The sequence below is a fragment of the Solibacillus sp. FSL K6-1781 genome, from assembly GCF_038630735.1.
Classification (GTDB): domain Bacteria; phylum Bacillota; class Bacilli; order Bacillales_A; family Planococcaceae; genus Solibacillus; species Solibacillus silvestris.
This window is the reverse complement of record NZ_CP152038.1, coordinates 900593-925827: the sequence shown is the minus strand read 5'-3', so window position 1 is coordinate 925827 and position 25235 is coordinate 900593. Positions and strand designations below refer to the sequence as shown.

The 25235-nt window shown below is 38.5% G+C and carries 26 protein-coding genes; 8 read left to right on the top strand and 18 right to left on the bottom strand.

Annotated elements, in window-relative coordinates; all coding sequences use genetic code 11:
• The first annotated feature begins 13 nt into the window (after window positions 1–13).
• Window positions 14–925 (top strand): heme A synthase, encoded by a 912-nt coding sequence (locus tag MHH37_RS04395; RefSeq protein WP_008403443.1) that lies wholly within the window; start codon window positions 14–16, stop codon window positions 923–925.
• Window positions 926–1362: 437 nt separating this feature from the next.
• Here the strand turns inward: MHH37_RS04395 and pyc are convergent, their stop codons facing one another.
• From pyc to MHH37_RS04380, 3 genes are read right to left on the bottom strand one after another with little or no spacing between them, the layout of a single operon-like run.
• Window positions 1363–4797, bottom strand: a complete 3435-nt coding sequence (pyc, locus tag MHH37_RS04390; RefSeq protein ID WP_340734761.1) for a pyruvate carboxylase — start codon at window positions 4795–4797, stop codon at window positions 1363–1365.
• Window positions 4798–4814: 17 nt separating this feature from the next.
• A complete protein-coding gene (locus tag MHH37_RS04385) occupies window positions 4815–5987 on the bottom strand; it encodes an FtsW/RodA/SpoVE family cell cycle protein (RefSeq protein WP_008403445.1) in 1173 nt (390 codons plus the stop codon).
• A gap of 60 nt (window positions 5988–6047) precedes the next feature.
• Window positions 6048–6329, bottom strand: a complete 282-nt coding sequence (locus MHH37_RS04380) for a YlaN family protein (RefSeq protein WP_008403446.1) — start codon at window positions 6327–6329, stop codon at window positions 6048–6050.
• Window positions 6330–6499: 170 nt separating this feature from the next.
• Between MHH37_RS04380 and MHH37_RS04375 the strand changes: the two genes are divergently transcribed.
• On the top strand, window positions 6500–7000 hold the full coding sequence (locus MHH37_RS04375) for a hypothetical protein (protein ID WP_008403447.1): 501 nt from the start codon (window positions 6500–6502) through the stop codon (window positions 6998–7000).
• A gap of 12 nt (window positions 7001–7012) precedes the next feature.
• Complete coding sequence (locus MHH37_RS04370; RefSeq protein ID WP_008403448.1) at window positions 7013–7216, top strand: YlaI family protein; 204 nt, start codon at window positions 7013–7015, stop codon at window positions 7214–7216.
• Window positions 7217–7253: 37 nt separating this feature from the next.
• Here MHH37_RS04370 and MHH37_RS04365 read toward each other — a convergent pair whose 3' ends face one another.
• From MHH37_RS04365 to typA, 3 genes are all read right to left on the bottom strand, one after another.
• Window positions 7254–7892, bottom strand: a complete 639-nt coding sequence (locus MHH37_RS04365) for a hypothetical protein (RefSeq protein WP_008403449.1) — start codon at window positions 7890–7892, stop codon at window positions 7254–7256.
• Window positions 7893–8018: 126 nt separating this feature from the next.
• Window positions 8019–8417, bottom strand: a complete 399-nt coding sequence (locus tag MHH37_RS04360; RefSeq protein WP_008403450.1) for a YlaH-like family protein — start codon at window positions 8415–8417, stop codon at window positions 8019–8021.
• A 24-nt stretch (window positions 8418–8441) separates the two neighbouring features.
• Window positions 8442–10292: a translational GTPase TypA gene (gene typA, locus MHH37_RS04355; RefSeq protein WP_008403451.1), complete on the bottom strand. Its 1851-nt coding sequence runs from the start codon at window positions 10290–10292 to the stop codon at window positions 8442–8444.
• A 128-nt stretch (window positions 10293–10420) separates the two neighbouring features.
• On the opposite strand from typA, the gene MHH37_RS04350 reads away from it, so the two are divergent.
• Complete coding sequence (locus tag MHH37_RS04350; RefSeq protein ID WP_342575172.1) at window positions 10421–10636, top strand: DUF5325 family protein; 216 nt, start codon at window positions 10421–10423, stop codon at window positions 10634–10636.
• Between the two features lie 37 nt (window positions 10637–10673).
• Here MHH37_RS04350 and MHH37_RS04345 read toward each other — a convergent pair whose 3' ends face one another.
• Together MHH37_RS04345 and MHH37_RS04340 are read right to left on the bottom strand one after the other, a co-directional pair.
• The gene (locus MHH37_RS04345; protein ID WP_014824562.1) at window positions 10674–11468 is read right to left on the bottom strand and encodes an inositol monophosphatase family protein; all 795 of its coding nucleotides are present in this window, start codon (window positions 11466–11468) and stop codon (window positions 10674–10676) included.
• A 141-nt stretch (window positions 11469–11609) separates the two neighbouring features.
• Window positions 11610–11807, bottom strand: a complete 198-nt coding sequence (locus tag MHH37_RS04340) for a hypothetical protein (protein ID WP_008403454.1) — start codon at window positions 11805–11807, stop codon at window positions 11610–11612.
• Between the two features lie 176 nt (window positions 11808–11983).
• Here MHH37_RS04340 and MHH37_RS04335 point away from each other — a divergent pair, with 176 nt between their 5' ends.
• The gene (locus MHH37_RS04335) at window positions 11984–12607 is read left to right on the top strand and encodes a DUF1054 domain-containing protein (protein WP_065216483.1); all 624 of its coding nucleotides are present in this window, start codon (window positions 11984–11986) and stop codon (window positions 12605–12607) included.
• Window positions 12608–12808: 201 nt separating this feature from the next.
• Here MHH37_RS04335 and MHH37_RS04330 read toward each other — a convergent pair whose 3' ends face one another.
• Together MHH37_RS04330 and MHH37_RS04325 are read right to left on the bottom strand one after the other, a co-directional pair.
• Entirely contained in the window at window positions 12809–13081 is a 273-nt protein-coding gene (locus MHH37_RS04330; protein WP_008403456.1) for a UPF0223 family protein, read from the bottom strand.
• A gap of 23 nt (window positions 13082–13104) precedes the next feature.
• A complete protein-coding gene (locus MHH37_RS04325; RefSeq protein ID WP_008403457.1) occupies window positions 13105–14064 on the bottom strand; it encodes a nitronate monooxygenase family protein in 960 nt (319 codons plus the stop codon).
• 126 nt (window positions 14065–14190) lie between these two features.
• Between MHH37_RS04325 and MHH37_RS04320 the strand changes: the two genes are divergently transcribed.
• On the top strand, window positions 14191–15660 hold the full coding sequence (locus MHH37_RS04320) for an aminotransferase class I/II-fold pyridoxal phosphate-dependent enzyme (protein WP_008403458.1): 1470 nt from the start codon (window positions 14191–14193) through the stop codon (window positions 15658–15660).
• 34 nt (window positions 15661–15694) lie between these two features.
• On the opposite strand, the gene MHH37_RS04315 is transcribed toward MHH37_RS04320, so the two are convergent.
• From MHH37_RS04315 to pdhA, 7 genes are all read right to left on the bottom strand, one after another.
• Window positions 15695–16384 carry an LrgB family protein gene (locus MHH37_RS04315; RefSeq protein ID WP_342575163.1) on the bottom strand — a complete coding sequence of 230 codons (690 nt, stop codon included), beginning with the start codon at window positions 16382–16384 and terminating at the stop codon, window positions 15695–15697.
• Window positions 16347–16760, bottom strand: a complete 414-nt coding sequence (locus tag MHH37_RS04310; RefSeq protein WP_008403461.1) for a CidA/LrgA family protein — start codon at window positions 16758–16760, stop codon at window positions 16347–16349. The genes MHH37_RS04315 and MHH37_RS04310 overlap by 38 nt, the downstream gene beginning before the upstream one ends.
• Before the next feature lie 200 nt (window positions 16761–16960).
• The gene (locus MHH37_RS04305) at window positions 16961–17245 is read right to left on the bottom strand and encodes a hypothetical protein (RefSeq protein ID WP_342575161.1); all 285 of its coding nucleotides are present in this window, start codon (window positions 17243–17245) and stop codon (window positions 16961–16963) included.
• A 481-nt stretch (window positions 17246–17726) separates the two neighbouring features.
• Window positions 17727–19139 (bottom strand): dihydrolipoyl dehydrogenase, encoded by a 1413-nt coding sequence (lpdA, locus tag MHH37_RS04300; RefSeq protein WP_008403464.1) that lies wholly within the window; start codon window positions 19137–19139, stop codon window positions 17727–17729.
• Between the two features lie 4 nt (window positions 19140–19143).
• Window positions 19144–20523: a dihydrolipoamide acetyltransferase family protein gene (locus tag MHH37_RS04295; protein ID WP_008403466.1), complete on the bottom strand. Its 1380-nt coding sequence runs from the start codon at window positions 20521–20523 to the stop codon at window positions 19144–19146.
• An 18-nt stretch (window positions 20524–20541) separates the two neighbouring features.
• Entirely contained in the window at window positions 20542–21519 is a 978-nt protein-coding gene (locus MHH37_RS04290) for an alpha-ketoacid dehydrogenase subunit beta (protein ID WP_008403467.1), read from the bottom strand.
• 3 nt (window positions 21520–21522) lie between these two features.
• A complete protein-coding gene (pdhA, locus tag MHH37_RS04285) occupies window positions 21523–22638 on the bottom strand; it encodes a pyruvate dehydrogenase (acetyl-transferring) E1 component subunit alpha (RefSeq protein WP_008403469.1) in 1116 nt (371 codons plus the stop codon).
• 383 nt (window positions 22639–23021) lie between these two features.
• Here pdhA and def point away from each other — a divergent pair, with 383 nt between their 5' ends.
• On the top strand, window positions 23022–23579 hold the full coding sequence (gene def, locus MHH37_RS04280; protein WP_342575159.1) for a peptide deformylase: 558 nt from the start codon (window positions 23022–23024) through the stop codon (window positions 23577–23579).
• A 332-nt stretch (window positions 23580–23911) separates the two neighbouring features.
• Here the strand turns inward: def and MHH37_RS04275 are convergent, their stop codons facing one another.
• Window positions 23912–24682, bottom strand: coding sequence for a Cof-type HAD-IIB family hydrolase (locus tag MHH37_RS04275; RefSeq protein WP_340797964.1), 771 nt, complete (start codon window positions 24680–24682; stop codon window positions 23912–23914).
• Between the two features lie 340 nt (window positions 24683–25022).
• Here MHH37_RS04275 and MHH37_RS04270 point away from each other — a divergent pair, with 340 nt between their 5' ends.
• Complete coding sequence (locus MHH37_RS04270; protein ID WP_008403475.1) at window positions 25023–25232, top strand: DNA-directed RNA polymerase subunit epsilon; 210 nt, start codon at window positions 25023–25025, stop codon at window positions 25230–25232.
• The last annotated feature ends 3 nt before the right edge of the window (window positions 25233–25235 follow it).

Sequence of the window (25235 nt, the reverse complement as noted above, 5' to 3'; positions counted from 1 at the left end):
GTGAGCTCATTTTATGCATCAAAAATATTACAAATTTTTAAAATGGTTTGCTGTTTTATCTACCCTCGGCATGTTGCTCATCCTTCAAGGTGGAGCACTAGTTACAAAGACTGACAGCGGATTGGGCTGTGGTAGAAACTGGCCGGACTGCAACGGCTCATTAATACCGAAAGAAATTACTACCGAAGTATTAATAGAATTTTCTCACCGTCTTGTAACAGGGTCAGTATCCATTTTTATTCTTATTCTTGTTATTTGGACATGGCGCGCACTAGGCCATATTCGTGAAGTTAAGCTCTTAGGATTTTTGGCATTGTTCTTTCTTGCTCTTCAGGCACTCATTGGAGCTGCCCAAGTATTATGGGGACAAGGTGACTTTATTTTAGCGTTACATTTCGGAATTTCATTAATCTCATTTGCAGCTGTACTGCTGCTTACCTTGATTGTATTTGAAGTCGACAAAAAATTTGATGCCGATCGATTGTACATGAGCAGGAAATTAAGAATACATACTATTTGCGTTACTTTATATTCATATGTAGTTGTTTATACAGGGGCTCTTGTACGTCATACCGATGCTAGTCTTGTTTGTCCGGACTGGCCGTTCTGCCGTAACGATCAGCCAATGACGATGCCGTACAATATGTATGAGTGGGTTCAGATGGGGCACCGTTTTGCAGTGTTAATCTTTGTTGTTTGGATTGCCTATATTGCTATCCATGTTATCAGAAACTACAAAAATCAGCGGATAATTTTCTGGGGCTGGACAATCGCCCTTTCACTTGTTATTTTACAAGTGATTGCAGGCATGCTCGTAGTCCTGTTAAAACTTCACTTATTCGTTTCATTAATGCACTCGTTATTAATAACACTTCTATTCGGTTTATTATGTTATTTGATTATGCTAGTTTCAAGGTCGAAATAAAACCCTATATTAAATTATCTTAAATTAAAAGACGTCCCAAATTTTGAATTCTAAAGTTTAGGACGTCTTATTTTTATCTGTTGAATATATTGTTTTCCGCTACGGCGGACGCTTTCCAGGGGGCACGGGTCGAGCCTGTACACTCCCCCACGTGCTTGTCCCCTAGGAAGCTGTTGAGTTACTACTCCGAATCCACTTCGCTCTGCAACGAAAGGCGAAGCCGGCAGTTGCACTCGCCGCCTTCACTACGAACAAAAATCATCTTTCTATTTAAAATGAACCTTGCATAATTTCAAGTATATAAATTTTCATTACGTAATAATTAATTCAAAAATGATATTTCCTTTCACATATACTCCCAAATATTTAAAAGCACAAAACGAGAAAATGCATAGTGCAATTTCTCGTTCTGCTGAATGGACTAATTATGTTCTACCTTATTCTAATTCAATAAGCAGATCACCTGTCGAGATGGCATCTCCTGCTTTTGCATAGATTTCTTTTACAATACCGTCTTTCGGCGCTTGTACTGTTGTTTCCATTTTCATCGCTTCAGTAATTAATAAATGCTCGCCACGTTTTACTGTGCTGCCTTTATTAACAACGACTTTTAGAACAGTACCCGGCATTGTTGCACCAATTTGGTTCGGGTTGGACGGATCGGCTTTCAAAGCAATGCTGCCGTCAACTTCAACCGTTAAGTCTTGAATTACCAGTTCACGAGATTGGCCATTCAGTTCAAAATAAATAATACGTGTTCCGTCATGCTGTGGTTCGCCGATTGATACGAGCTTAACAATCAGTGTCTTACCTTTTTCGATTTCTACTTCAATTTCTTCGCCAATTTTCAATCCATAGAAGAATGTAGGCGTATCGAGTACAGAAACATCGCCGAATGCATTTACAGCATCAATATATTGCTCAAATACTTTCGGGTAAAGCGCATAGGCCAATACGTCTTGTTTAGATGGTGCTCGTCCATACTTTTCAGTCAATTCTGCTGTCAGCTGATCAAAATCAACAGGCGGCAATAATTCTCCTGGGCGAACCGTAATAGGCGTACGATCCTTCAAGACAACTTTTTGAATTTCTTCCGGGAATCCGCCATGCGGCTGTCCTAAATAACCTTGGAAAAATTCAATAACAGATTCAGGGAAATCAATTGTTTGTCCACGCTCAACAATATTGTCTTCCGTTAAATCATTTTGTACCATAAACAACGCCATATCCCCTACGACTTTAGATGACGGTGTCACTTTTACAATATCACCGAACATTAGATTTACACGGGAATACATTGTCTTTACTTCATCCCATCGATCGCCTAAACCGACTGCTTTTGCTTGTTGCTGCAAGTTGCTGTATTGACCGCCAGGCATTTCATGTACATAAATTTCAGAATGTGGTGCATTCATGCCACTTTCGAAATCAACGTAATATTTACGAACATCTTCCCAGTAGTACGACAATTTTTCCAGGCTTTCGATATCTCCACGTACATTACGTTCAGAACCTTTCATTGCATAGTACAATGAGTTTGCGCTTGGCTGTGATGTTAAACCAGCCATTGAACCTAGTGCTGTATCAATAATATCAACACCCGCTTCAATTGCTTTCGCATATAAGAAAATTCCGTTACCGCTCGTATCATGTGTATGCAAGTGGATTGGCAGACTAGTCGCATCTTTCAGCTCGGAAATAAGTCGGTATGCAGCTTGTGGTTTCAGTAGTCCCGCCATATCTTTAATTGCTAAAATATGTGCGCCCGTCGCCTCTAGTTCACGTGCCATATCTTTGTAGTATTGAACCGTATATTTCGCTCGGCTGTCATCTAAAATATCGCCTGTGTAACAGATTGCCGCTTCCGCCACTTTTCCGCTATTGCGTACTTCATCGATTGCTACTTCCATTCCTTTAATCCAGTTAAGCGAGTCGAAAATTCGGAAAACGTCCACACCTGAAGAAGCGGATTCCTGAATAAATTCACGAATCAGATTATCTGGATAGTTCGTATAGCCCACCGCATTCGCTCCGCGTAACAGCATTTGAAACAGAACATTCGGAATTTTCTTTCTAAGTTTTTCCAAACGGTCCCAAGGATTTTCACTTAAGAAACGGTATGCAACATCAAACGTTGCCCCACCCCACATTTCAAGCGAGAAATAGTCATGCATTAAACGGGAAGTTTCGTCTGCAATTTCAAGCATATCCTGCGTACGCACACGCGTTGCAAGCAATGATTGATGGGCATCACGGAATGTCGTGTCTGTCAGTAAAACATCTTCTTGTTCTTTAATCCATTTCACAAGTCCATCTGCACCCTGTGCATCAAGAATTTGCTTTGTGCCTGCTGGAGAAGGAATAAGAATATCTAATTTTGGCTTATCTGGCTGTACAAAAATAGGCTTTGTCCGTTTTTCAACACCTGGGAATCCATTTAATGTGACATTCCCGATATAGTTTAATAGTTTCGTTCCACGGTCTTTACGTTCCGGGAATTCAAACAATTCAGGTGTCGTATCGATAAAACTTGTATCAAATTCGCCTTTTATGAACTTTTCATGTAAGACAACATTTCCTAAAAACGGAATATTCGTTTTCACACCTCGAATACGGAATTCACGTAAGTTACGGTCCATCTTCGCCGCAGCTTCTTCAAACGTCATTCCCCAAGTCGAGATTTTCACAAGCAAGGAATCATAGTATGGAGTGACAACAGCACCCTGGAAGCCATTTCCTGCGTCCAAACGAACACCAAAGCCGCCACTTGAACGGTATACCATTAATTTCCCTGTATCCGGCATAAAGTCATTCGCAGGGTCTTCCGTTGTAACACGAGACTGAATTGCGTAACCGAACAGCGGAATTTTGTCTTGCGCAGGAATTCCTACTTCTTTTGAATGAAGGTCAAGTCCTTCTGCAACTTTAATTTGTGCATGCACAATATCAAGACCGGTAATCATTTCCGTAATCGTATGTTCGACTTGAATACGCGGATTTACTTCGATGAAATAAAATTGATTGTCTGCAACTAAAAACTCGACAGTCCCTGCATTAATATAGCCGACATTTTTCATCAACTTCACAGCCGCATCACAAATATCATTACGGAGCTGTTCGGAAATGGAATTTGACGGTGCAATTTCCACAACCTTTTGATGACGACGTTGAATCGAACAATCCCGTTCATAGAGATGGACAATATTACCGTGTGTATCCCCGATAATTTGTACTTCAATATGCTTCGGCTTAATAATCGCCTTCTCCACATATACTTCATCCGAGCCAAATGCGGCTTTCGCTTCAGATTTTGCACGCTCATAAGCGGATTGCAGTTCTTCTTTGGAATTAACTAAACGCATTCCACGTCCGCCACCGCCAAGAGCCGCTTTAATCATGATCGGGAAGCCATATGAATCACTAAACTGTTCTACTTCCTGCAAGTTTGCTACAGGACCGTCCGTACCAGGAATAACCGGTATTTGTGCAGAAACTGCCTGTTCACGCGCTTTTACTTTGTCACCAAACATATCAAGATGCTTTGAAGTCGGTCCAATAAATTGAATACCTTCTTCTTCACAACGACGCGCGAAATCAACATTTTCAGATAAAAAACCGTAGCCAGGATGAATCGCATCCACGTTGGCCTCTTTTGCAATCTTAATGATACCTTCAATATCCAAATAAGCATCAATCGGTTTTTTCCCTACGCCAACGATATATGCCTCGTCTGCTTTATAACGGTGATAAGATCCGCTATCTTCACGAGAATAAATTGCCACTGTTTTAATATGTAACTCATTACAGGCGCGTAAAATACGGATGGCGATTTCGCCACGGTTTGCAACTAAAATCTTTTGAATCGACTTCATTTCTCCTTAACCCCCAATTACTTTCTTTTTTCCAATTTGTGATGTGTGGATACATTAATAAGTATCCCCATTGCCACTGAGAGCAATAATATAGAAGTACCGCCATAGCTAATGAAAGGTAGCGTTACTCCGGTTAACGGGATAAGTCCCGATAATCCACCTAAATTAATAAAAGTCTGTAATCCTATCCATGTAGAAATGCCCGCCGCTAACATTCGTGCAAGCGGATCTTTTGTTGACATCGCGATATAATAACCGCGCATCACAATAAAGCCTAAACCAAGAATAACAATTGATACACCAAAAATCCCTAACTCTTCGGCAATAATCGCCATAATGAAATCGGTTTGCGGTTCAGGTACATATCCCAGCTTTTGAATCGACTGACCGAGCCCTCGACCTTCCAAGCCCCCTGCTCCGATTGCATAATAGCCGTTGACAACATGATACCCGGAATTAAGCGGATCACTGAAAGGATCTAAATAGGAAGTAATCCGGCCTCTCCGACTTGCGTTAAAAACCGTGTCCCATTTGAAAATTAAGATTCCGATCATTCCGACAACCCCTAGAGCTGAGAGCAGTCCAAAAATTCTGCCGAGCGTCTTACCTCTAAGTCCGCTCGTAATAACGACAACAAGCGCAATAGCAACAATAATAACAAGTGCACCTAAATCAGTTTCAAAACCGACAACAAGTACGATAAATAGCCACATGCCCAGAGGATACGACACATCATCAAATGTTAACAGCTGCATCGAACCACGGTTCACACTTTTACGGTAAAAAGTTCCCGCAAAGAAAATAATAATAAAGAGTTTGGCAAATTCGGACGGCTGGAAATTCATAAGGCCGAACAGGCTGATCCAACTTCTAGAACCGTTAACACTATTACCGGCTATTAAAAGCCATAACTCTAGTATAAACATAACTGCCAGCAAAAGACCTAATATAGATTTATTGGATAATCTTTTATAGGGCGTAATGACAGCGACCGTAAACAAAATTAACGCTAAAATTATATTGACGAGCTGGCGATTATAATAAAAGTTCGGATTTGCATCATATTGAATAATAGATACCCAAATACTCGAACTGTAGATCATGACAAGTCCAAATAACATTAACAAAATGTAAACGAACAACAATCCATAATCAAAATTGCGAAAATAATTTTTAAAATATTGTTTCATGTTAAAAACCTCATCTTTGAAAAAAAAACTCAAACCGCATTGTTGCGTTTGAGTTTTCTTTTATTTGTCTGTATACGCATCATGTAGTAAAGAAAGCTCTTTCTCTAACGAATCGAGAATTTGCTTGCCTTGTTCACGTTCGATCAGCCCGAGTTTCGCGGCAAATTCAATTTCACGCGATAAACCAAACATTTGTGTATCTAAAACCTCTTCATATAACGGACAAGATGGCATTGTCAGATTATCCATTTGTACGCGAATTAATCGAGCAATTTTATCTGCATCCGCAGTTAACAGCTCTAATGCTTTTTCCTGAAAGGAAGCTTGTGCTTTCGTATCCATGAGGACGCCCCCATCTATGATATTTCTTCGATTCTATCTTAGTAAAGTGTATCTTTTTACATTCAAAAATGCAAGTGTCTTTGTATGTTTTACATTCAATTCAATTATATTTCTTTCTATGAGGAATCGCGTTATAATTATGAAGGAACATAGTGAAGGGGGACTGAAAAATGACCGAAACAATCATTCCAATTAAAGGCGCGGTTAAATTTGAACTAACATTAGATCCTACTGTATGGATTTTTGATGATCGTAAACTAGATCTGAATACATATTTTGTTTCAGAAAAAGTTGAAGAAAATAACGAAAAGTATTTACGTGAGATGGGCGCACACTGGTCGCGTGAAATTATGGAAGGTGCAGTATTTCCGCCTACATTAAAAACTGAACGTAAGTTTGACCGTAAAGGCATGATGACAGGTACATTCGGAATGGAAATTAAACCATTTCTGAAAAATGCCGAAATTGCTGATAGTGCAAATGAAGTTGTTTTTGAATGTACAACAGGCGAGGAATTTGCTTTTCCATTACAACAGGCTGAAACTTTCATTTTAAAATTCAGCCAGGATGGCAAACCTCTTTTGGAAGATGGACCTGTACATGTGCTATTTGCTGATGGTTCAAATGTAGAAAATCCAATAAAAAATGTGCGTGCGATTCGTATTCAATAGGAGGATTTCGTCATGCGTGTAAAATGTGTCATTTGCGATACACTACATGAACTACCAAACGATTTACCTTTAGCGAAAAAATTACGCAATCGTCCCATTCATACTTTTATGTGCACAGAATGTTCGGAACGTATTTCCGAAAACACACATACAAGAATAGCAACAGGAAAATTCCGCTTTTTCCGAACATCATCAAAATTTGATGAAGAATTTTAAAATGCGACGGGCTCATAAAGAGCTCGTCGCATTTTTATTAATATTCAAAAGACTGTTCGTGGAATTTAAAGTCGACAAAGCTTTTTCCGTTAATTTTGCTTAACTGGAAGAAGTTTAATACTTCTGTTTTTACCCCTTCAAAAACACGTTCTTCGTCAACAACATATGCTTCAACAGTTACTGGAATTTCGCCGAATTGTGACTTTAAAGCATCTGCAATTTGCTGTGCTGTTGCTTCTGAAATTTCTTCGTCCACTAATAAGTGCACAGTAGCTTTCTCCGCTTTCACATCTTCAAGTGCTGTCTCTTCTTCCAAGTCTTTCTGGAATACATTCGACATCACTAATATCTCTTCCCCAACGATTGGTTGAATCAGTTCATTTACTTGCATATTTACATTTTCACCATAATATTCGCCAAAATATTTACCGTCTTTTACATCAAAATCATACACTGTTTTTGAAGTTTCCGATTGGACCGTCACTTCAAAATCGTCCCCGATTGCAGGTGCCGTAGACTTTGTAACAACAAATTGGTCATTATAAATTTCACTTAATTCCGCTGCTGCATTATCTTCATTTTTTGCTGATAATACTGCAGGTATAAAAATAACGCAAGATATAATAATTAGCGCTAATCCAACAATGATAAAGATCTGCTTTTTAGTAAGATGCATTTTCCTCTACTCCATTTTAGTTATTATCCCCAGTTATGAATTATAACGCTCCGAATAAAGCGTTTTCAATTAAATTGTCTTAAAAAAAGAGGGGAATGTGTCCAAATTAACACACTCCCCTCTCTATTAATTTATTTGTTTCGCTTCTTCTCGTTTTTCACGCCATAAACGTGATTTATAGACGATCAGAATTAACGCAGCTACAATTAAACCTTCAATCATCGGTAAGAATAGTGCCAAAAATGTTAATACCATACATCCTAAAAACAGGAACGTATAAATGATGACATTTCTGCCGAATGAAAGTTTTTTTGCAAAGCCTAGTTTATATACAATTGCCGACATAAGGAATACAAGAACAAATGTTGCATAGCCAGCTATTTCGTAGCTAGGTAAATTTTCGTATAAATATCTTGTAATTCCGGACATACGATTAAACACGTAATCACTTTCATTTGTAGATACAGTTGCCAGTAATACTAAATTAAAATAGCTACCAAACACAGCCATCATATTCAACATCATTCAACCTTTCCTTAATGACGCCAATTAAGCTTCTAACTCAGCGTTCTTTTTCTTTTTAGCAACACGTTCACGTTCACCTTTATCAAGGATCTGTTTACGTAAACGGATTGATTCTGGAGTTACTTCTAAATACTCATCATCACCTAAGTATTCTAATGCTTCTTCAAGTGATAAAATACGAGGCTTTTTAATAACATTCGTTTGGTCTTTGTTCGCCGAACGGATATTTGTTTTTTGTTTTTGTTTTGTAATGTTTACAGTAATATCAGCATCACGTGTATTTTCACCAACGATCATACCTTCGTATACTTCAGTACCTGGCTCAATGAATAATGTACCGCGATCTTCTACACCCATCATACCGTAAGTTGTTGCTTTACCGTTTTCCATAGATACTAATACACCTTGGTGACGGCCGCCAACTTTACCTGCTACTACTGGAGCGTAGTGATCGAATGTATGGTTCATCATACCAAAACCTTTTGTGATAGACATGAACTCAGTTGTATAACCGATTAAACCACGTGCTGGTACGTTAAAGATTAAACGAACTTGTCCTGATCCGTTGTTTATCATATCTAACATTTCACCTTTACGAGTACCGATTGATTCAATGATAGAACCTACAGAATCTTCTGGTACGTCGATTTGAACGCGTTCGATTGGCTCAGATTTTACGCCATCGATGTTACGGATGATTACTTGTGGTTTAGATACTTGTAGTTCATAACCTTCACGACGCATGTTTTCGATTAAGATCGATAAGTGAAGCTCACCACGACCCGAAACTGTCCATGCATCTGGAGAATCTGTATCTTCTACGCGTAGAGATACATCTGTTTGTAATTGTGCAAGTAAACGCTCTTCAATTTTACGAGAAGTTACCCATTTCCCTTCGCGACCTGCGAATGGTGAGTTGTTTACTAAGAATGTCATTTGTAATGTTGGCTCATCAATACGTAATGGTGTTAACGCTTCTTGATGATCAATTGGACAAACTGTTTCACCAACGTTGATATCTTCCATTCCTGAAACCGCGATTAAATCACCAGCAATAGCTGTTTCGATTTCTTCACGCTTAAGACCGAAGAAACCAAAGATTTTTGTTACACGGAAGTTTTTCACTGTGCCATCTAATTTCATAAGAGAAACTTGTTGACCTACAGAAATTTTACCGCGGAATACGCGACCGATACCGATACGACCAACGAAGTCATTATAGTCAAGTAATGCTACTTGGAATTGTAAAGGCTCGTCCGAGTTATCAATTGGTGCTGGAATTGATTCAATGATTTTCTCGAATAGGCAAGTCATGTTTTCTTCTTGATTTGCTGGGTCTGGATCTAAAGATGCTGTACCATTTACACCAGAAGCATAAACAACTGGGAAATCTAATTGATCTTCATCTGCACCTAGCTCGATTAATAACTCTAATACTTCATCTACTACTTCTAGTGGACGAGCTGAGTCTTTATCTACTTTGTTTACTACAACGATTGGCGTTAAGCGTTGTTCTAACGCTTTCTTTAATACAAAACGTGTTTGCGGCATACAACCCTCATACGCATCGACAACTAAACAAACGCCATCTACCATTTTTAAGATACGTTCTACTTCTCCACCGAAGTCTGCGTGTCCAGGCGTATCAAGGATGTTGATACGAGTACCGTTATAATCTACTGCTGTATTTTTAGCTAAAATTGTAATTCCACGTTCACGCTCTATATCACCAGAATCCATTGCACGTTCTTCTACACGTTCATTTGAACGGAAAGTACCTGATTGTTTTAATAATTGGTCTACTAACGTTGTTTTACCATGGTCAACGTGAGCAATAATTGCGATATTACGAATATCTTGACGTAAATTTGTCATTATTCCACTCCATATTCTTTTTTCAATTGTTTAACTGTGATATTATAGCACATGAAAGATTAAATGTCTTTTCACAATAATTAATTACATTTATTGTCACATATAAAAAGTATATGGAGGTACGAACGATGAATAAAGCAAAATTTGTGATGTTTATTTACGCATTAACGGCAATTCTTTCAATGATTAGCATTGGATTTGCCTTTTCACTTGTTTTTATGACAGGGCCAAAGTATGAAACAACCGGCTGGATCGGTGTTATTTTAGGTGTTATCGTAATGTGTGGAATTTTCGGGATGGCATTTAAGACAAAACGTAAATTCAGAGATCAAGGTTTATTATAGAAAATAAAAACTTCGGTGCAATAATGCACCGAAGTTTTTATTTTTTTTCTTCAATATATTTATCCAAGATTAATTGATGAATTGAAGGATTGGCAATTAGGAATGTATCCTTCGATAAATAATCGAAATCTTTGCCGTCCAAGTTTGTGGCAACCGCCCCAACCTCTTTTGCAATGATCACTCCCCCGCCGATATCCCAAGGTGCAAGACGCATGGACATATAGGCATCCAGCTTTCCGCTTACAACAAAAGCTATTTCCATCGCAGCCGAACCGTAAGAACGTGTACCGCGCACCGTTTGAACAAGTTCGATAATTTTTTCGTGATTGATGCGAGTATTCGGTGTAACCCAATTTGCATTAATGCCGATTACCGCCTCTTCGATTTTCACCGGCTGCAATTTGCGCAATGGAGAATCATTATACCATGCACCTACACCGGCAATCGCATTAAATAAATCTTCTCGCATTACATCAAATATGTAGCCTAACACTCCGACACCATCGACATAAATACCAATCGTAATCATAAAGTGACGATGCTGCTTCACAAAGTTCATCGTCCCGTCAATCGGATCGATAATCCATACAACACCTTTCAAATTGTCAACCGTTTCGCCCATTCCTTCTTCACCTAAAATACGATGGTCCGGATTAAATGCCTTTATTCTTTCAATGAAAAATAATTCTGTCTCCCGATCTATATTCGTTACTAAATCATTGGGATTCGACTTTGTTTCAATTTCAATATTATAGGAAAATGCTGCTCGAATATTTTTCCCTGCTTCAAAAATAATTTCTTTTGCAAATTCATCCAGTTGTTTTATATCCATCGTTTATCCACCTTCCGACAACAATCACTAGTTTATTTATGTAAATATGTTGAGCATTTTCTAAAGTATCCTTATTATAACAAAAAATCACTTGCTTTCTTACGTCGGCAAGTGATTTTTTATTTTGGAAACATTTTTTTGTTACGCATATGCATGTAGACCTTTTAATTCCTCTTGAATTTCTGTTAAGCGTTTTTTAGATTTATCAATTTCAGATTGATTTTTGTCATTCATCGCAGCGTAGAGTGTTGCAAGTTCGTAATCCATTTCCAACATTAAAATCTCTTCGTATTGCTTTTCAATATCAACTTTGCGTATAATCTTAATCATCTGTTTCATAATAAATCACTTCCTTATCATAATTTTTCAGACTTTAACCAACCTGGATAATATGAGCAATTCCTTAAGACTTATAGCCTCGTCCCTGATATTTCCCATTGGTATAAAGTTTCTATTACAAGATTTTTTCCCAAAAAATTAATAAAATAAACATTAAATCGAAAGGAATTAAAAAAATGAGTATTGTCAAATGGACTAAAGAAGACTTTCAAGTATTTGATATTGACGGCCTAGATGAACGTATGGAAGCTTTAACAACTATTATTCGCCCAAAGTTTAATGAGCTTTCAGAAACGTTTACAGGGTATTTCAGTGCACAAACAGGAGAAGAATTTTTCGGTCATGTAGCTAAACATGCCCGCCGTACTGTAAACCCTCCAAAAGACTCCTGGGTTGCGTTCGCTCCTTATAAGCGTGGTTATAAAGCTTTACCGCATTTCCAGATTGGATTATGGGGTACGCATCTTTTCATCGTTGTTGCAGTGATTTATGAAGCGCCGCAAAAACAGGAAATGGCACAGCGCTTACTGAAAAATATGCAAGTGATTAAAGATTTATCCGATGATTACGTACTTTCCGGCGATCATATGCAACCAGATACAATCCCTTTAAAAGAAGCGCGCACCGAAAAGCTTGAACAGCTCCTTATACGCCTGCGTGATGTAAAAAAAGGAGAATTTCTTGTTGGGCGTCGTATACCTGCAGATGAGGCAATTAAAATGTCTGCAGAACAATTTTTGCAGTTGGCTGAACAAACATTTGATGAGCTTCTCCCTGTTTATGAAATCATCAAAGGTTAATTGAAACCATTTATTATTAATATGTACAAAAGACTGCTAAACATTCCAACAATTTAAAAATAATTTATAAAAGTTTCATCTTTAAAAAGAAAAGCAGCATTTTCTCTGTGAGAAAATGCTGCTTTCTGCTGTACCGAAAATTCGTTTCTTTTATAAGTGTGTTACCTTATCCAATAGCTTTCTATTTCTGTCACAGCGTTTTTATTTCATTCTTACAATTTGACCGTCCGATAATTCCTTTGCCAGCTTCACGACGCGGTATGGTACATATGAGCTTGCCTGCTCGAATTCACGAAAGATTGTTTTTTCTTCCGCCTGGGAAGGTACAATCTCTTTAAAACGTTTGTAGCGCGCCATGACTAATTCACGCTTTGCCCCTTTTTCGTATGCCATTTCCACCACTTCAAAAAAGCGTACGACATCAACCATTTCATCTGTTGACCAGTCCGTCGATAATGGGTATGAATATTCCATAAGTTATTACCTGCCTTTAATCATTACTGTCCCCATTTTAAACGGATTTTTTCCGCTTGTACAACCATACGCTGAATTAATTCTTCCACTGATGGTACATCTTGAATTAATCCCGTTACTTGGCCAGCCCATCCAAAACCTTTAGTTGCATCTCCATCGTAAATGAATTTTTTGTTTGCTTCACCGCTAATATATGATTTCAATGCTTCATAAGTAGGCGTTTTTTGTTCCACTCCTAAAATTTCATTTGTGAATGCATTGCGGATTACTCGGGCAGGTGCACCAATCGACCGTTTAATAATTGTTGTATCTGTTTCTTCGCTTTCAATCAGCGCCTGCTTATATGCTAGAGAAGCATGTACACATTCTTTTGTTGCAATAAAGCGTGTTCCCATTTCAATTCCTTCAGCCCCTAATGCATGTGCAGCCATCCATCCACGACCGTCTCCAATTCCTCCTGAAGCGATAACCGGAATCGATACGCTATCGACAACTTGTGGTACTAGCACCATAGTTCCGACGTCATCTCTTCCTAAATGACCGCCTCCTTCTTGCCCAACAACCATTACTGCATCCGCTCCCAGTTGTTCAGCTTTTTGGGCCTGTCGTTTCGCAGCGACAAGTACGAGTTTTTTACATGATGCGTCTTTTAATATGTCGAATATCGGTGCAGGGTTTCCTCCCGTTATTGTAACTACGGGCACATCCATTTCACCAGCCACCTCGATCATTTTTTCGTAACCTTTTCCATGCATCCCAATCGCAAAGTTTACTCCAAATGGTCGATCTGTCATTTCTCTTACTTTTTTTATTTCTTCCTTTAGCGCATCCGGTGACGATAGGCTCATCGCTGTAATCTGCCCTAAGGCTCCTGCATTTGAAACCGCTGCAGCAAGCTCAGAATAAGCCAGGTATGCCAATCCACCCTGAATAATCGGATAATTAATTTGCAGTAATTCAGTTACTTTTGTTTGCCATTTCATTGTTATTCCTCCTAAAATAATAACTGTCAATTCAGTTGATTAAAATATTTATATAGTCAGCAACTTTAATAGGTGCTATAATTCATTTGTTTTTAAAAAATACTATATAGTGAGGTGGTACCTGCGTTGTCACAGTTAGAGACTCCTTTGTTTGATGCATTACTTAAGCATCGCAACAGACACCCTATCCAGTTCCATATCCCAGGCCATAAAAAAGGGCAAGGTATGGATCCAGCTTACAGAGAATTTGTAGGCGACAACGTTTTATCAATTGATTTAATTAATATTGCTCCACTAGATGATTTACACGCTCCTAAAGGTGTGATTATGCAAGCACAAAACCTTGCTGCTGAAGCCTTTGGTGCTGACCATACATTTTTTTCCGTGCAAGGTACTAGTGGCGCCATTATGACGATGATTATGACTGTCGTTGGCCCAGGCGATAAAATTATAGTACCGCGGAATGTACATAAGTCAATTATGTCAGCAATTGTTTTTGCAGGTGCTATTCCTATTTTTATTCATCCGGAAGTTGACAGTGAGCTCGGCATTTCTCACGGTATTTCACCTGAGTCGGTTGAGCGTGCTTTGACGACATATCCAGATGCAAAAGCCGTACTTGTCATCAACCCGACATATTTTGGTTTTGTTGCAGATTTAAAACGCATTGTCGAAATTGTACATGCACGTAATATTCCAGTAATCGTGGATGAAGCGCATGGCGTTCATATTAAATTTCATGATGAATTGCCGCTATCCGCAATGCAAGCCGGTGCAGACATGGCCGCTACGAGCACACATAAGCTTGGAGGCTCGATGACAGGCAGTTCTGTATTAAACGTTAGAGAAGGCCTTGTAACAGCCAAACGCGTACAGGCTGTATTCTCAATGCTTACAACAACATCGACTTCCTATCCATTACTGGCGTCTTTAGATACGGCACGCCGCCAGCTTGCTGTCCACGGATATGATTTATTGGATGAAGCAATCCGCTTGGCAAAGGATGCCCGTAAACGAATTAACGCAATTCCGCATCTACATTGTGTAGGACGTGAAAGACTCGGAACTTCTGCTACATTCGATATGGATCCGTTAAAGCTGTTAATTAGCGTTAAAGATTTAGGTATTACCGGACATGTTGCAGAAGAATGGTTACGTCAAAATGCCAACTTAGAAGTAGAGTTGTCCGATCTATACAATATTTTATGCTTAGTAACAATCGGAGATTCGAAAAAAGAAATTAATTTACTTATAAATGCTTTGACACGTATGTCGAAAAATTTCGAATCGGAAGCATCGGTTATTGAAACAAATGTTCAAATACCTGAAATTCCTGCTCTTGCCATGACACCGCGCGATGCATTTTATGCGCAAACAGAAAGTATTCCCCTATCCCAGGCAGAAGGGTATATTTGCGCAGAATTTATTATGGTGTATCCACCGGGCATTCCAATTTTTATTCCCGGGGAAATAATTACGCAAAGCAACATAGATTTTATTAAGATGAATATTGAAGCAGGTCTTCCTGTTCAAGGTCCTGAAGATAGTACATTACAAAATATTCGTGTTATTAAAGAGCGTAAAGCGATTTATTAATATTACCGACAGACAGCTATGCTGTCTGTCTTTTTTAAAATAAATAAATCGAAATAAGGGGAATAATGAAAGCCCCTACAACTGCACTGAGCCCCATAGACAGGGAGCCAATCGATAAATCTTCTTCACTATACTCCTTTAATTTTGTCAATCCGACACCATGTGAAGCACTTCCCATAGCGACCCCTCGACTGATCGCCGTATCAATTTTAAATAATTTAAATAGTACAGGTCCTAAAATAGCACCCGTAAACCCGGCTACCATTACCATTACAGCAGTGAGCGGCGGTATCCCCCCAACAATATCACTTACTTGCATCGCAACGGGTGTTGTTAATGATTTAGGTAAAGAAGTAAGGATAAAGTCTTTGCTAGCCCCAAATAGTAAAAGTAAAGCTACAACGCTAATAAGACCAGCAAGCATTGCCACAATGATGCTTGTAATAATAGAATATTTGTATTTAAATATAAGCTCCCGCTGATTGTATAAAGGAAATGCGAGCGCTACAACAGCCGGACCAAGCATTTTGGATATCCACTCTCCCCCCTCCATGTATGTCCCATAAGGAATATTAAATACTAGTAAAATAATGACTGTAATAATAGTCGCCGTTAAAATAGGCAATAAAAATGGGTTACCCACTTTCAAGTACAGTCTATTCAGTAATATAAAAAGAAGAACGGTGCTACTTATGATGAATAGAATTAACAGTAGATGCAGCAATATTCTCTTCCTCCTTCATTTTGCGCTCTTTTCTTTCTATTAACTTGCTGATTTTTCCAGTAATAACAAGTGTAAAAATTGTACTGATTATAACAGCTAAAATGAATAGCCCCCCTGAAACCGTGAGCAGTTCAGGATAATTGATGACTGCCACTGTTGAAGGGATAAAAAACAATGTTAAAAACGCTAACATAAAACCGGCACCATCTTGTATGTATTTCACATTTAAAATTTTAAAGTAAAGAGCAAGCCATAATATCACTAACCCGATAATACTTCCTGGTATAATAATACCAGTAATCGAAACAATAAATTCTCCAGCGAGATAAAACAAAATGATAATACCAATTTGAACGATAGTACGGATAATTTCCATCAGCTAACCCCCCTTTACACAGTATTAATTGTACGTCCATTAGAAATTTCTGTCTATTTTATTTTCCTACTATAATTTGGTTATTTCTTTTAAAAGAAACGTTAAAAGCTACCTTGTTAAAATTTATACAAGATAGTTTCGTTCAGCAGTTTTCAATTAAAATATCCTTCAATATCCCGCTGCTCCCAATTCCGATATCTTTAATTACTCAATTCATCTTTTTTTATTAGCTGTACATCCATCCGTAATCCTAAAACGCTTCTTAAAGCAAAAATCAGTTCATGTATAGTTGTATTTTCAGCAATTGCTTCTTTTGCAAATTGGATTGTCTGATTTAATTGTGAGACAGATCGATTTGTCATTTCATTGTACGGAAATTGGTTTACATTGAATAAAATTGCCTGCAATGTATTACGTAAAACGAATTCGGCATATTGAACCGGATTTTCTCGATTAACATATTCATACGGAGGAAGCGATTCCATTATTAAAGGCTTTGTTTGAAGTATCCTGGCGGCTATTATCAGGTCGTCACAAGCTTGCCCTATATTAATTAGACTTAATATTGTTAGCATCGCATATGACGCGCTGTAACAACTCATAAGAGTCTTTTGTAAAATTTTCTTTTTGCACTTCCAGCAGTTTCCTTATTAATATATCTAAATCAATTATGGCAAAACGATCTGTTTTACCCTCATGTTTCTTTTCATTTGAATCGCTTAATAATACAACTGCCGAGGATGCCCATTTACTTTGCAGTTTCTTTTTTTCACTTTGTTAATTTAACTTTCCAAACGTTCTTCCGGTTATATTTAACCATTTTTCACAATATAAAAACCTTGAGTAATAAACGCAGGGAAATTATTTTCTAGCCTCTATAAAGCTTTTTTCCTTGTGAGAACCTCACATTATTCATACCATCAAAAAACACTGCCCATTTGATAATGGGCAGTGCATTTTATAAAATTATTTAGTTACAATATGGATTGGGTTGCCTAGTAAAACTTCAGCAGCTTCCATTGTAATTTCACCTAAAGTTGGGTGAGCATGGATAGTTAATGCGATATCTTCTGCAGTCATGCCGCCTTCAATAGCAGTTGCCATTTCAGCGATCATATCAGAAGCGCCAACACCAACGATTTGAGCACCGACTAATAAGCCGTCTTCTTTACGTGCTACTAGTTTCACGAAGCCTTCTGTTTCGTTTAATGCTAATGCACGACCGTTTGCAGCGAATGGGAATTTAGCAGCTTTCACTTCTAAACCTTCCGCTTTTGCTTGCTCTTCAGAGTAGCCTACAGTTGCCATTTCTGGATCAGTGAAGCATACTGCTGGAATTGCTAAGTAGTCAACTACTGATGGTTCACCAGCGATTGCTTCTGCAGCAACTTTACCTTCATAAGAAGCTTTATGAGCAAGTTGTGGACCTGCAACGATATCACCGATTGCATAAATGTTCGATACTGAAGTACGACCTTGTTTGTCTACTTCCAATAATCCGCGTTCTGCGAATTTAATACCTACTTCTTCTAAGCCCATTTCATCCGTATTCGGACGACGACCTACAGTTACTAATACGTAATCTGCTTCAACAGTTTTTTCTTCGCCACCTGCTTCATAAGTAACGATAACGCCGTTTTCGTTTTCTTCTACGCCTTTAGCAGATGCGTTTACTACAACTTCAACGCCCTTTTTCTTAAGACCTTTTTTAACGATTTGCGTCATTTGTTTTTCGAAGCCAGCTAAAATATCTTTACCGCCTTCGATAATTGTTACTTGAGAACCTAAGTTAGCATAAGCAGAACCAAGCTCAGTACCGATGTAACCGCCACCGATAACTACTAATTTACCTGGTACTTCAGGGAAAGATAACGCACCAGTTGAGCTTACTACACGCTTAGTAAATTTAAATGTTGGGATTTCGATTGGACGAGATCCTGTTGCTAAAATAGCATTTTTGAATGTATAAGTTTGAGCATTATCGCCGTCGATAACACGTACAGTGTTTGCATCCACGAAGTATGCTTCACCTTTTACGATATCTACTTTGTTTCCTTTTAATAAGCCTTCAACGCCGCCAACTAATTTTTTAACAACGCCGTCTTTAAATGCTTGTGCTTTAGACCAGTCTAATTTCACTTCAGATGCAGTAATACCCATATCATCTGAATGTTGGGCATTTTCAAAGCGGTGACCTACAGAAATTAAAGCTTTTGAAGGGATACAACCTACATTTAAACATACCCCACCTAATGCTCCACGTTCAACGATTGTTACTTTTTGACCTGTTTGTGCTGCACGAATTGCTGCTACATAGCCACCAGGGCCAGAACCTACTACAAGAGTATCTAGTTCGATTGGAAAATCTCCTACTACCATTTTTTTACGCCTCCATTAATAATAGTTGCGGCTCACTTAATAAACGTTTTAAATGATTTAAAGCGTTTTGTGCAGTCGCTCCATCGATCATTCGATGATCAAAGCTCAATGATAATGCTAACACATGTGCTGCTACAATTTCACCATTTTTTATTACTGGTTTCTCTGAAATACGACCAATTCCTAAGATCGCTACTTCAGGATGGTTAATTACCGGTGTGAACCATTGTCCACCAGCTGAACCGATATTTGAAATCGACATTGACGCACCCTTCATTTCATGCGGTGCTAGCTTACCATCACGTGCTTTTACAGCCAATTCATTAATTTCCTGTGATAAGCCGAATACAGATTTACGATCAGCATGCTTAAGAACAGGAACTAATAAACCTCTTTCTGTGTCAGCTGCAATACCAATATTATAGTAATGTTTTTGAATAATTTCTTGTGTTGCATCATCCAGTGAACGGTTAAATTCAGGATATTTACGCAAAGTCGAGATTAAAGCTTTCACAACGTACGGTAAAAACGTTAATTTAACACCTTGCTCTGCTGCAATATCTTTGAATTGCTTACGGTGTGCAACAAGTTCTGTTACGTCCACTTCATCCATTAACGTTACGTGCGGAGCCGTATGTTTTGAATGAACCATCGCTTTTGCAATTGCCTTGCGGATACCGCTCATTTTTTCGCGTGTTTCAGGGAATTCCCCTTCAAGTGCAACTGGTGCAGCTTGTTTTGTTGCTGCTTGTTTTTCTTCTGCTTGTGTCTCTTTCACTTCTTCTGTTTCAGAAGCAGACTGTTGACCTCCATTTAGGAAGCTTTCAATATCTTCTTTAAGCACACGGCCATTTTTGCCTGTGCCAGAAACTTGCTGAATCTCGACACCTTTTTCACGAGCATACTTACGTACAGAAGGCATTGCGATAATGCGTTTGCCTGAAGTTTCTGATTCAGATGGTGATGCAGCTTTTTCCGTTTCAGCTGGAGCTTCCGGCTGAGCAGTATCTGCATTTTTATCCGATTTAGTTTCTTCTTTTTTCACATCTTGGCCAGCCTCAGCAGTAGACTGTACTTGTGCTTCTGTTTTATTTGATTCATTTGATTCGTGGTGGTCATCACCTTTTAGTTTTAAATCTTCATAGCCTGGTGCATCAAAGCGGATTAAGGCATCCCCGACAATCGCCACCGTTCCTTCTTCTACGAAAATTTCTTCTACTGTACCATCAACTGGTGACGGAATTTCTACGACTGCTTTATCATTTTGAACTTCTGCTAAAATATCGTCTTCTTTTACTTGATCGCCAGGTTTAACGAACCATTTGACGATTTCACCTTCATGAATACCTTCTCCGATATCTGGTAAACGAAACGTAAATGCCATTTATCTCACCCTCAATTCTTAGAATGTTAAGACTTTCTTTGCAGTTTCCATTACATTTTTATACGTCGGTAACCATACACCTTCTGCTTGCGGGAATGAATAGATTGTATCTGGTGCAGCTACACGTAATACCGGCGCTTCCAATGATAGAATCGCACGTTCTGTAATTTCTGCGACAACATTTGCCGCAATACCTGCCTGCTTTTGAGCTTCCTGAACAACAATTGCGCGGCCTGTTTTTTCGACAGATGCAATAATTGTTTCGATATCTAACGGCTGAATTGTACGTAAATCGATTACTTCTACTGAGTAGCCTTCTTTCTCCAACTCTTCTGCCGCTTTTAGACTTTCGTGTACCATTAAGCCGTAAGCAATGATAGAAAGGTCTTTTCCTTCACGCTTCACATCTGCTTTACCCAATTCAATTGTATATGACTCCTCCGGAACTTCTTCACGGAATGAACGGTAAAGTTTTAAATGCTCTAAGAAAATAACCGGATTATCGTCACGAATAGAAGCTATTAGCAATCCTTTTGCATCATACGGTGTTGATGGAACGACTACTTTTAATCCAGGTGATTGAGCCATTAACCCTTCTAATGAATCCGAGTGCATTTCCGGTGTATGAACACCACCGCCAAATGGGGAACGGATTGTTACTGGTGCATTATACGTACCGCCTGAACGGTATTTCATACGTGCCATTTGCCCGCTGATTGAATCCATTACTTCGAATACGAAGCCGAAAAATTGAATTTCAGGTACTGGACGGTATCCAGTTAACGCTAAACCAATTGCTAAACCACCGATTCCTGATTCTGCAAGTGGCGTATCAAATACACGATCAACGCCGAATTCTTTTTGAAGACCTTCTGTTGCGCGGAAAACCCCGCCGTTTACACCAACGTCTTCACCGAATACTAAAACGTTCTCGTCATTTTTTAATTCGCAACGTAATGCATCTGTAATTGCTTGAATCATTGTCATTTGTGCCATGGCTTATTTCGACTCCTTCTCTTTATAAATCGCATACTGTTCTTTTAAGTTTGCCGGCATTTCTCCAGCGTACATATTTTCCATTAATTCCGTAACTTTTTGTTTTGGTGCTTGATCTGCTTGTTTAATCGCATCTTTAATCTCTTCTTTAGCACGTTCGATTACTGCTTCTTCTTTTTGCTCATCCCATAGACCTTTTCCTTCAAGGAATGTGCGGAAGCGTACTAATGGATCTTTCGCAGCCCACTCATTGTCGATATCTGTAGTACGATAACGTGTCGGGTCATCCCCTGCCATCGTATGAGGCCCATATCGGTAACACATTGTTTCGATTAAAGTCGGCCCTTCACCGCGAACTGCACGGTCACGCGCATCCTTTGTTGCTGCATATACTGCTAATGGGTCCATTCCATCTACCAATATACTTGGAATACCTGCTGCTATACCTTTTTGTGCAATTGTTTTAGCGGCCGTCTGTAATTCACGTGGTGTCGAAATTGCGTATTGGTTGTTTTGTACGATGAAAATCGCCGGAGATTTGAAAGCACCTGCAAAGTTAATACCTTCGTAGAAATCCCCTTGTGATGAACCACCATCACCTGTATAAGTAATCGCAACTGTTTTTGAACCACGTTTTTGTAAACCAAGTGCTACACCGGCAGTTTGGATATATTGTGCACCAATAATAATTTGTGGTGCCAATACATTAACGCCTTCCGGTACTTGGTTACCGATGAAGTGGCCACGGCTGAATAAAAATGCTTTCCATAATGGTAAACCGTGCATAACGATTTGTGGCACATCACGGTAACCCGGCAAAATCCAGTCTTCTTTTTCCAGCGCATAATGCGAAGCTAACTGAGAAGCTTCCTGACCCGCAGTCGGTGCATAGAAACCTAGGCGTCCTTGACGATTTAACGAAATCGAACGTTGATCTAAAATACGTACATATACCATACGTTCCATCAATTCAACTAATTGCTCGTCTGTTAAGTCCGGCATTGCCGCTTCGTTTACTATTTCACCCTGCTCGTTTAAAATTTGGAACATCTCAAACTTACTTTCAATATCCTGTAACGTTCCAGCTGGGTCCAATTGATTTTTCATTTTTTCTGCCATTGTTTACATCCCCTTTGAACTGTATTAAAAAAAATTCGTTTTTTACTAGTACAACGTTTCTATATCCCGAGTATAAAGAATAAAATTCTATCGGTCAATCATTGTTTATCATCTTAATTAAAGATTTTTCCTCACATTCGTCCAAACTAATACAGTTACATTACCTGTATCACACTTGAATCACCTCTGTACTATAATAGAAAAAACAGCCTATAAATATTGTTATTTAATTTATAACTCCTTATCATTTATTCATTCCCTTATAATGAATTGTTAAATCGGAATTTATGATAATTTTCTTTTCGAGAAGGTTTTTTCTTACTTCGATTCCGGAGAGTCGTGTATACTTACACATATAAGTTTGAACTGAAAGGAAGTTTCACATGATTTTAATGGAACATATTATCCGTGAAGGACACCCTACTTTACGCACCCGCGCGGAGGAAGTAACTTTTCCGTTATCAGCAGAAGATCGAAAGCTCGCAGATGATATGCTGCAATATTTAATTAATAGCCAAAATCCTGAAATTGCTGAAAAATATAATTTACGCGGCGGCATCGGCTTAGCTGCAAACCAGGTAAACAGTTTAAAACGCATGTTTGCATTGCATTTGGAAGATGAAAATGGTGAACTGATCAGCTTTGTGGCGATTAACCCTAAAATTGTAAGCCATTCCGTTGAACAGACTTATATAACAAGTGGTGAGGGCTGCTTATCTGTAGACCGCGCCATTCCCGGTTATGTCTATCGCTATGCACGTATCACTGTGAAATTTATGACAGTGGACGGAGAAGAAAAGAAAATGCGTTTATCTGGTCTTCCTGCAATCGCATTCCAGCACGAATTAGATCATTTAAACGGAGTTATGTTTTACGATCGTATCGATGAAAAAGACCCGTTTGTCCAATTGGAAAACAGTATTCCATTCGGAAGAGACTGACTTCTGCAGATCCCATTTACGTTAGTAGCGAAAATGGGGTCTTTTTTTGACCTGTTACTATAGAAGAAAGTAGCCACAGCTTTTAAAAGTTCTAATAAAATTGCAACTGTTCTAATATCCTTTTAACCTGTCTAATAAAATTAAAATTTTCTAATATACTTGCCATTTGTTCTAAAACGGCTGCTACATATTTTAAAATCCTTTCTCTATTTTCTAATGTCTGCTTCCGATTTTCCAATAAGCATTCACATTGTTCTAATAAAATCACGTCCATCTTTCAAAACAAAAAAACGCTGCGAAAAAATCTTCTCACAACGCTTTTTCCAACCTGCCTATATCAATTTCAACTTCTTCATTGCGTCAGCTAAACCGTCATTATCCACATGTCCTGTAATCATTGAAGCTACTTCCTTCGCTCGCTCATGTCCATTTTCCATTGCAACACTATAGCCAAACTCTGAAAGCATCTCAATATCATTTAATCCATCGCCAAATGTAATAACATCCTCTACCGGCACATCAATATGTTCCAGCAATTTTCGAATGCCGTTTGCCTTTGAACCACCGTCTGGCAGCACATCGCATGAGAAAGGATGCCAACGGATAAATTGGACTTGAGGGAATTGCTGTTCATAAATCGGCTGCTCTTTTTCTTCTATAAATACAAGCGTTTGATAAACCGGTGTATGCAAATAGTATTGCGGATCAATTTGCGGATATGGATATTGAAGTGTTGCTAAACTGCTTTCCACAGTTTCATAATCGCTTTCACTAGCGATCATTTCCTTTTCATTCAGGAAAACTAACGGATGATTTCGCTGTGCACCAAATTCCAGGATTTCCGTTAAAGTTTCATTGTCGATTTGATCTGTATAAACGACTTTACCTTTATAAACGACATATTGCCCGTTAAATGTCACATATGTATCGATTTGCAGTTCTTCCATTATATCTTTTATCATAAATGGTGCTCGTCCAGTTGCAATCGCAATTTCGTGACCATTTTCTCGTGCTTTAAATATAGCATCCTTTGCTGAAGCAGGTAATTTTTTATCTGAATTGTATAGTGTGCCGTCTACATCAAAAAATAATATTTTCTTCAATTTATAACACTCCTTTTATTTTATAGCCCTTTACAAAAATCTGAATATTTAGTATAATGAGTGTGAGGAGTGATGACCTATGTTAAAGCGTCTCAAAAAGAAATGGCGGAAACGATTAAATGGCATCCTCGGAAAAAAATTAATTGCCTAACACTTCATTTACAATGGCACGCCCGATTATAGGACGTGCCATTTTTTTTGATTCGTGAACACGTTGATGTTGACGAAATTTGAATGGCTTTTCTTTATTTTAAAGGAGTCCCGTGATAATATAAAGGAAATGCATTTTTCTACAAGTTAGAAGTGCAGTAATAATGTTCGTACTTAAAGGAGAGTAACTATGATTTACAAAGTCTATTATCAAGAAAACATTTCTGAGATTCCAGTTCGCGAAAACACAAAAACACTTTATTTAGAGGCGTCATCTGAACGTGAAGTACGTCACTATTTAAAAGACCGTAACTACAATATTGAACTTGTTCAACTTCTAGAAGGCAACTATTTAGAATATGAACAAAATAGCCCGAATTTCCGTCTGGAGAACGCTTAACAG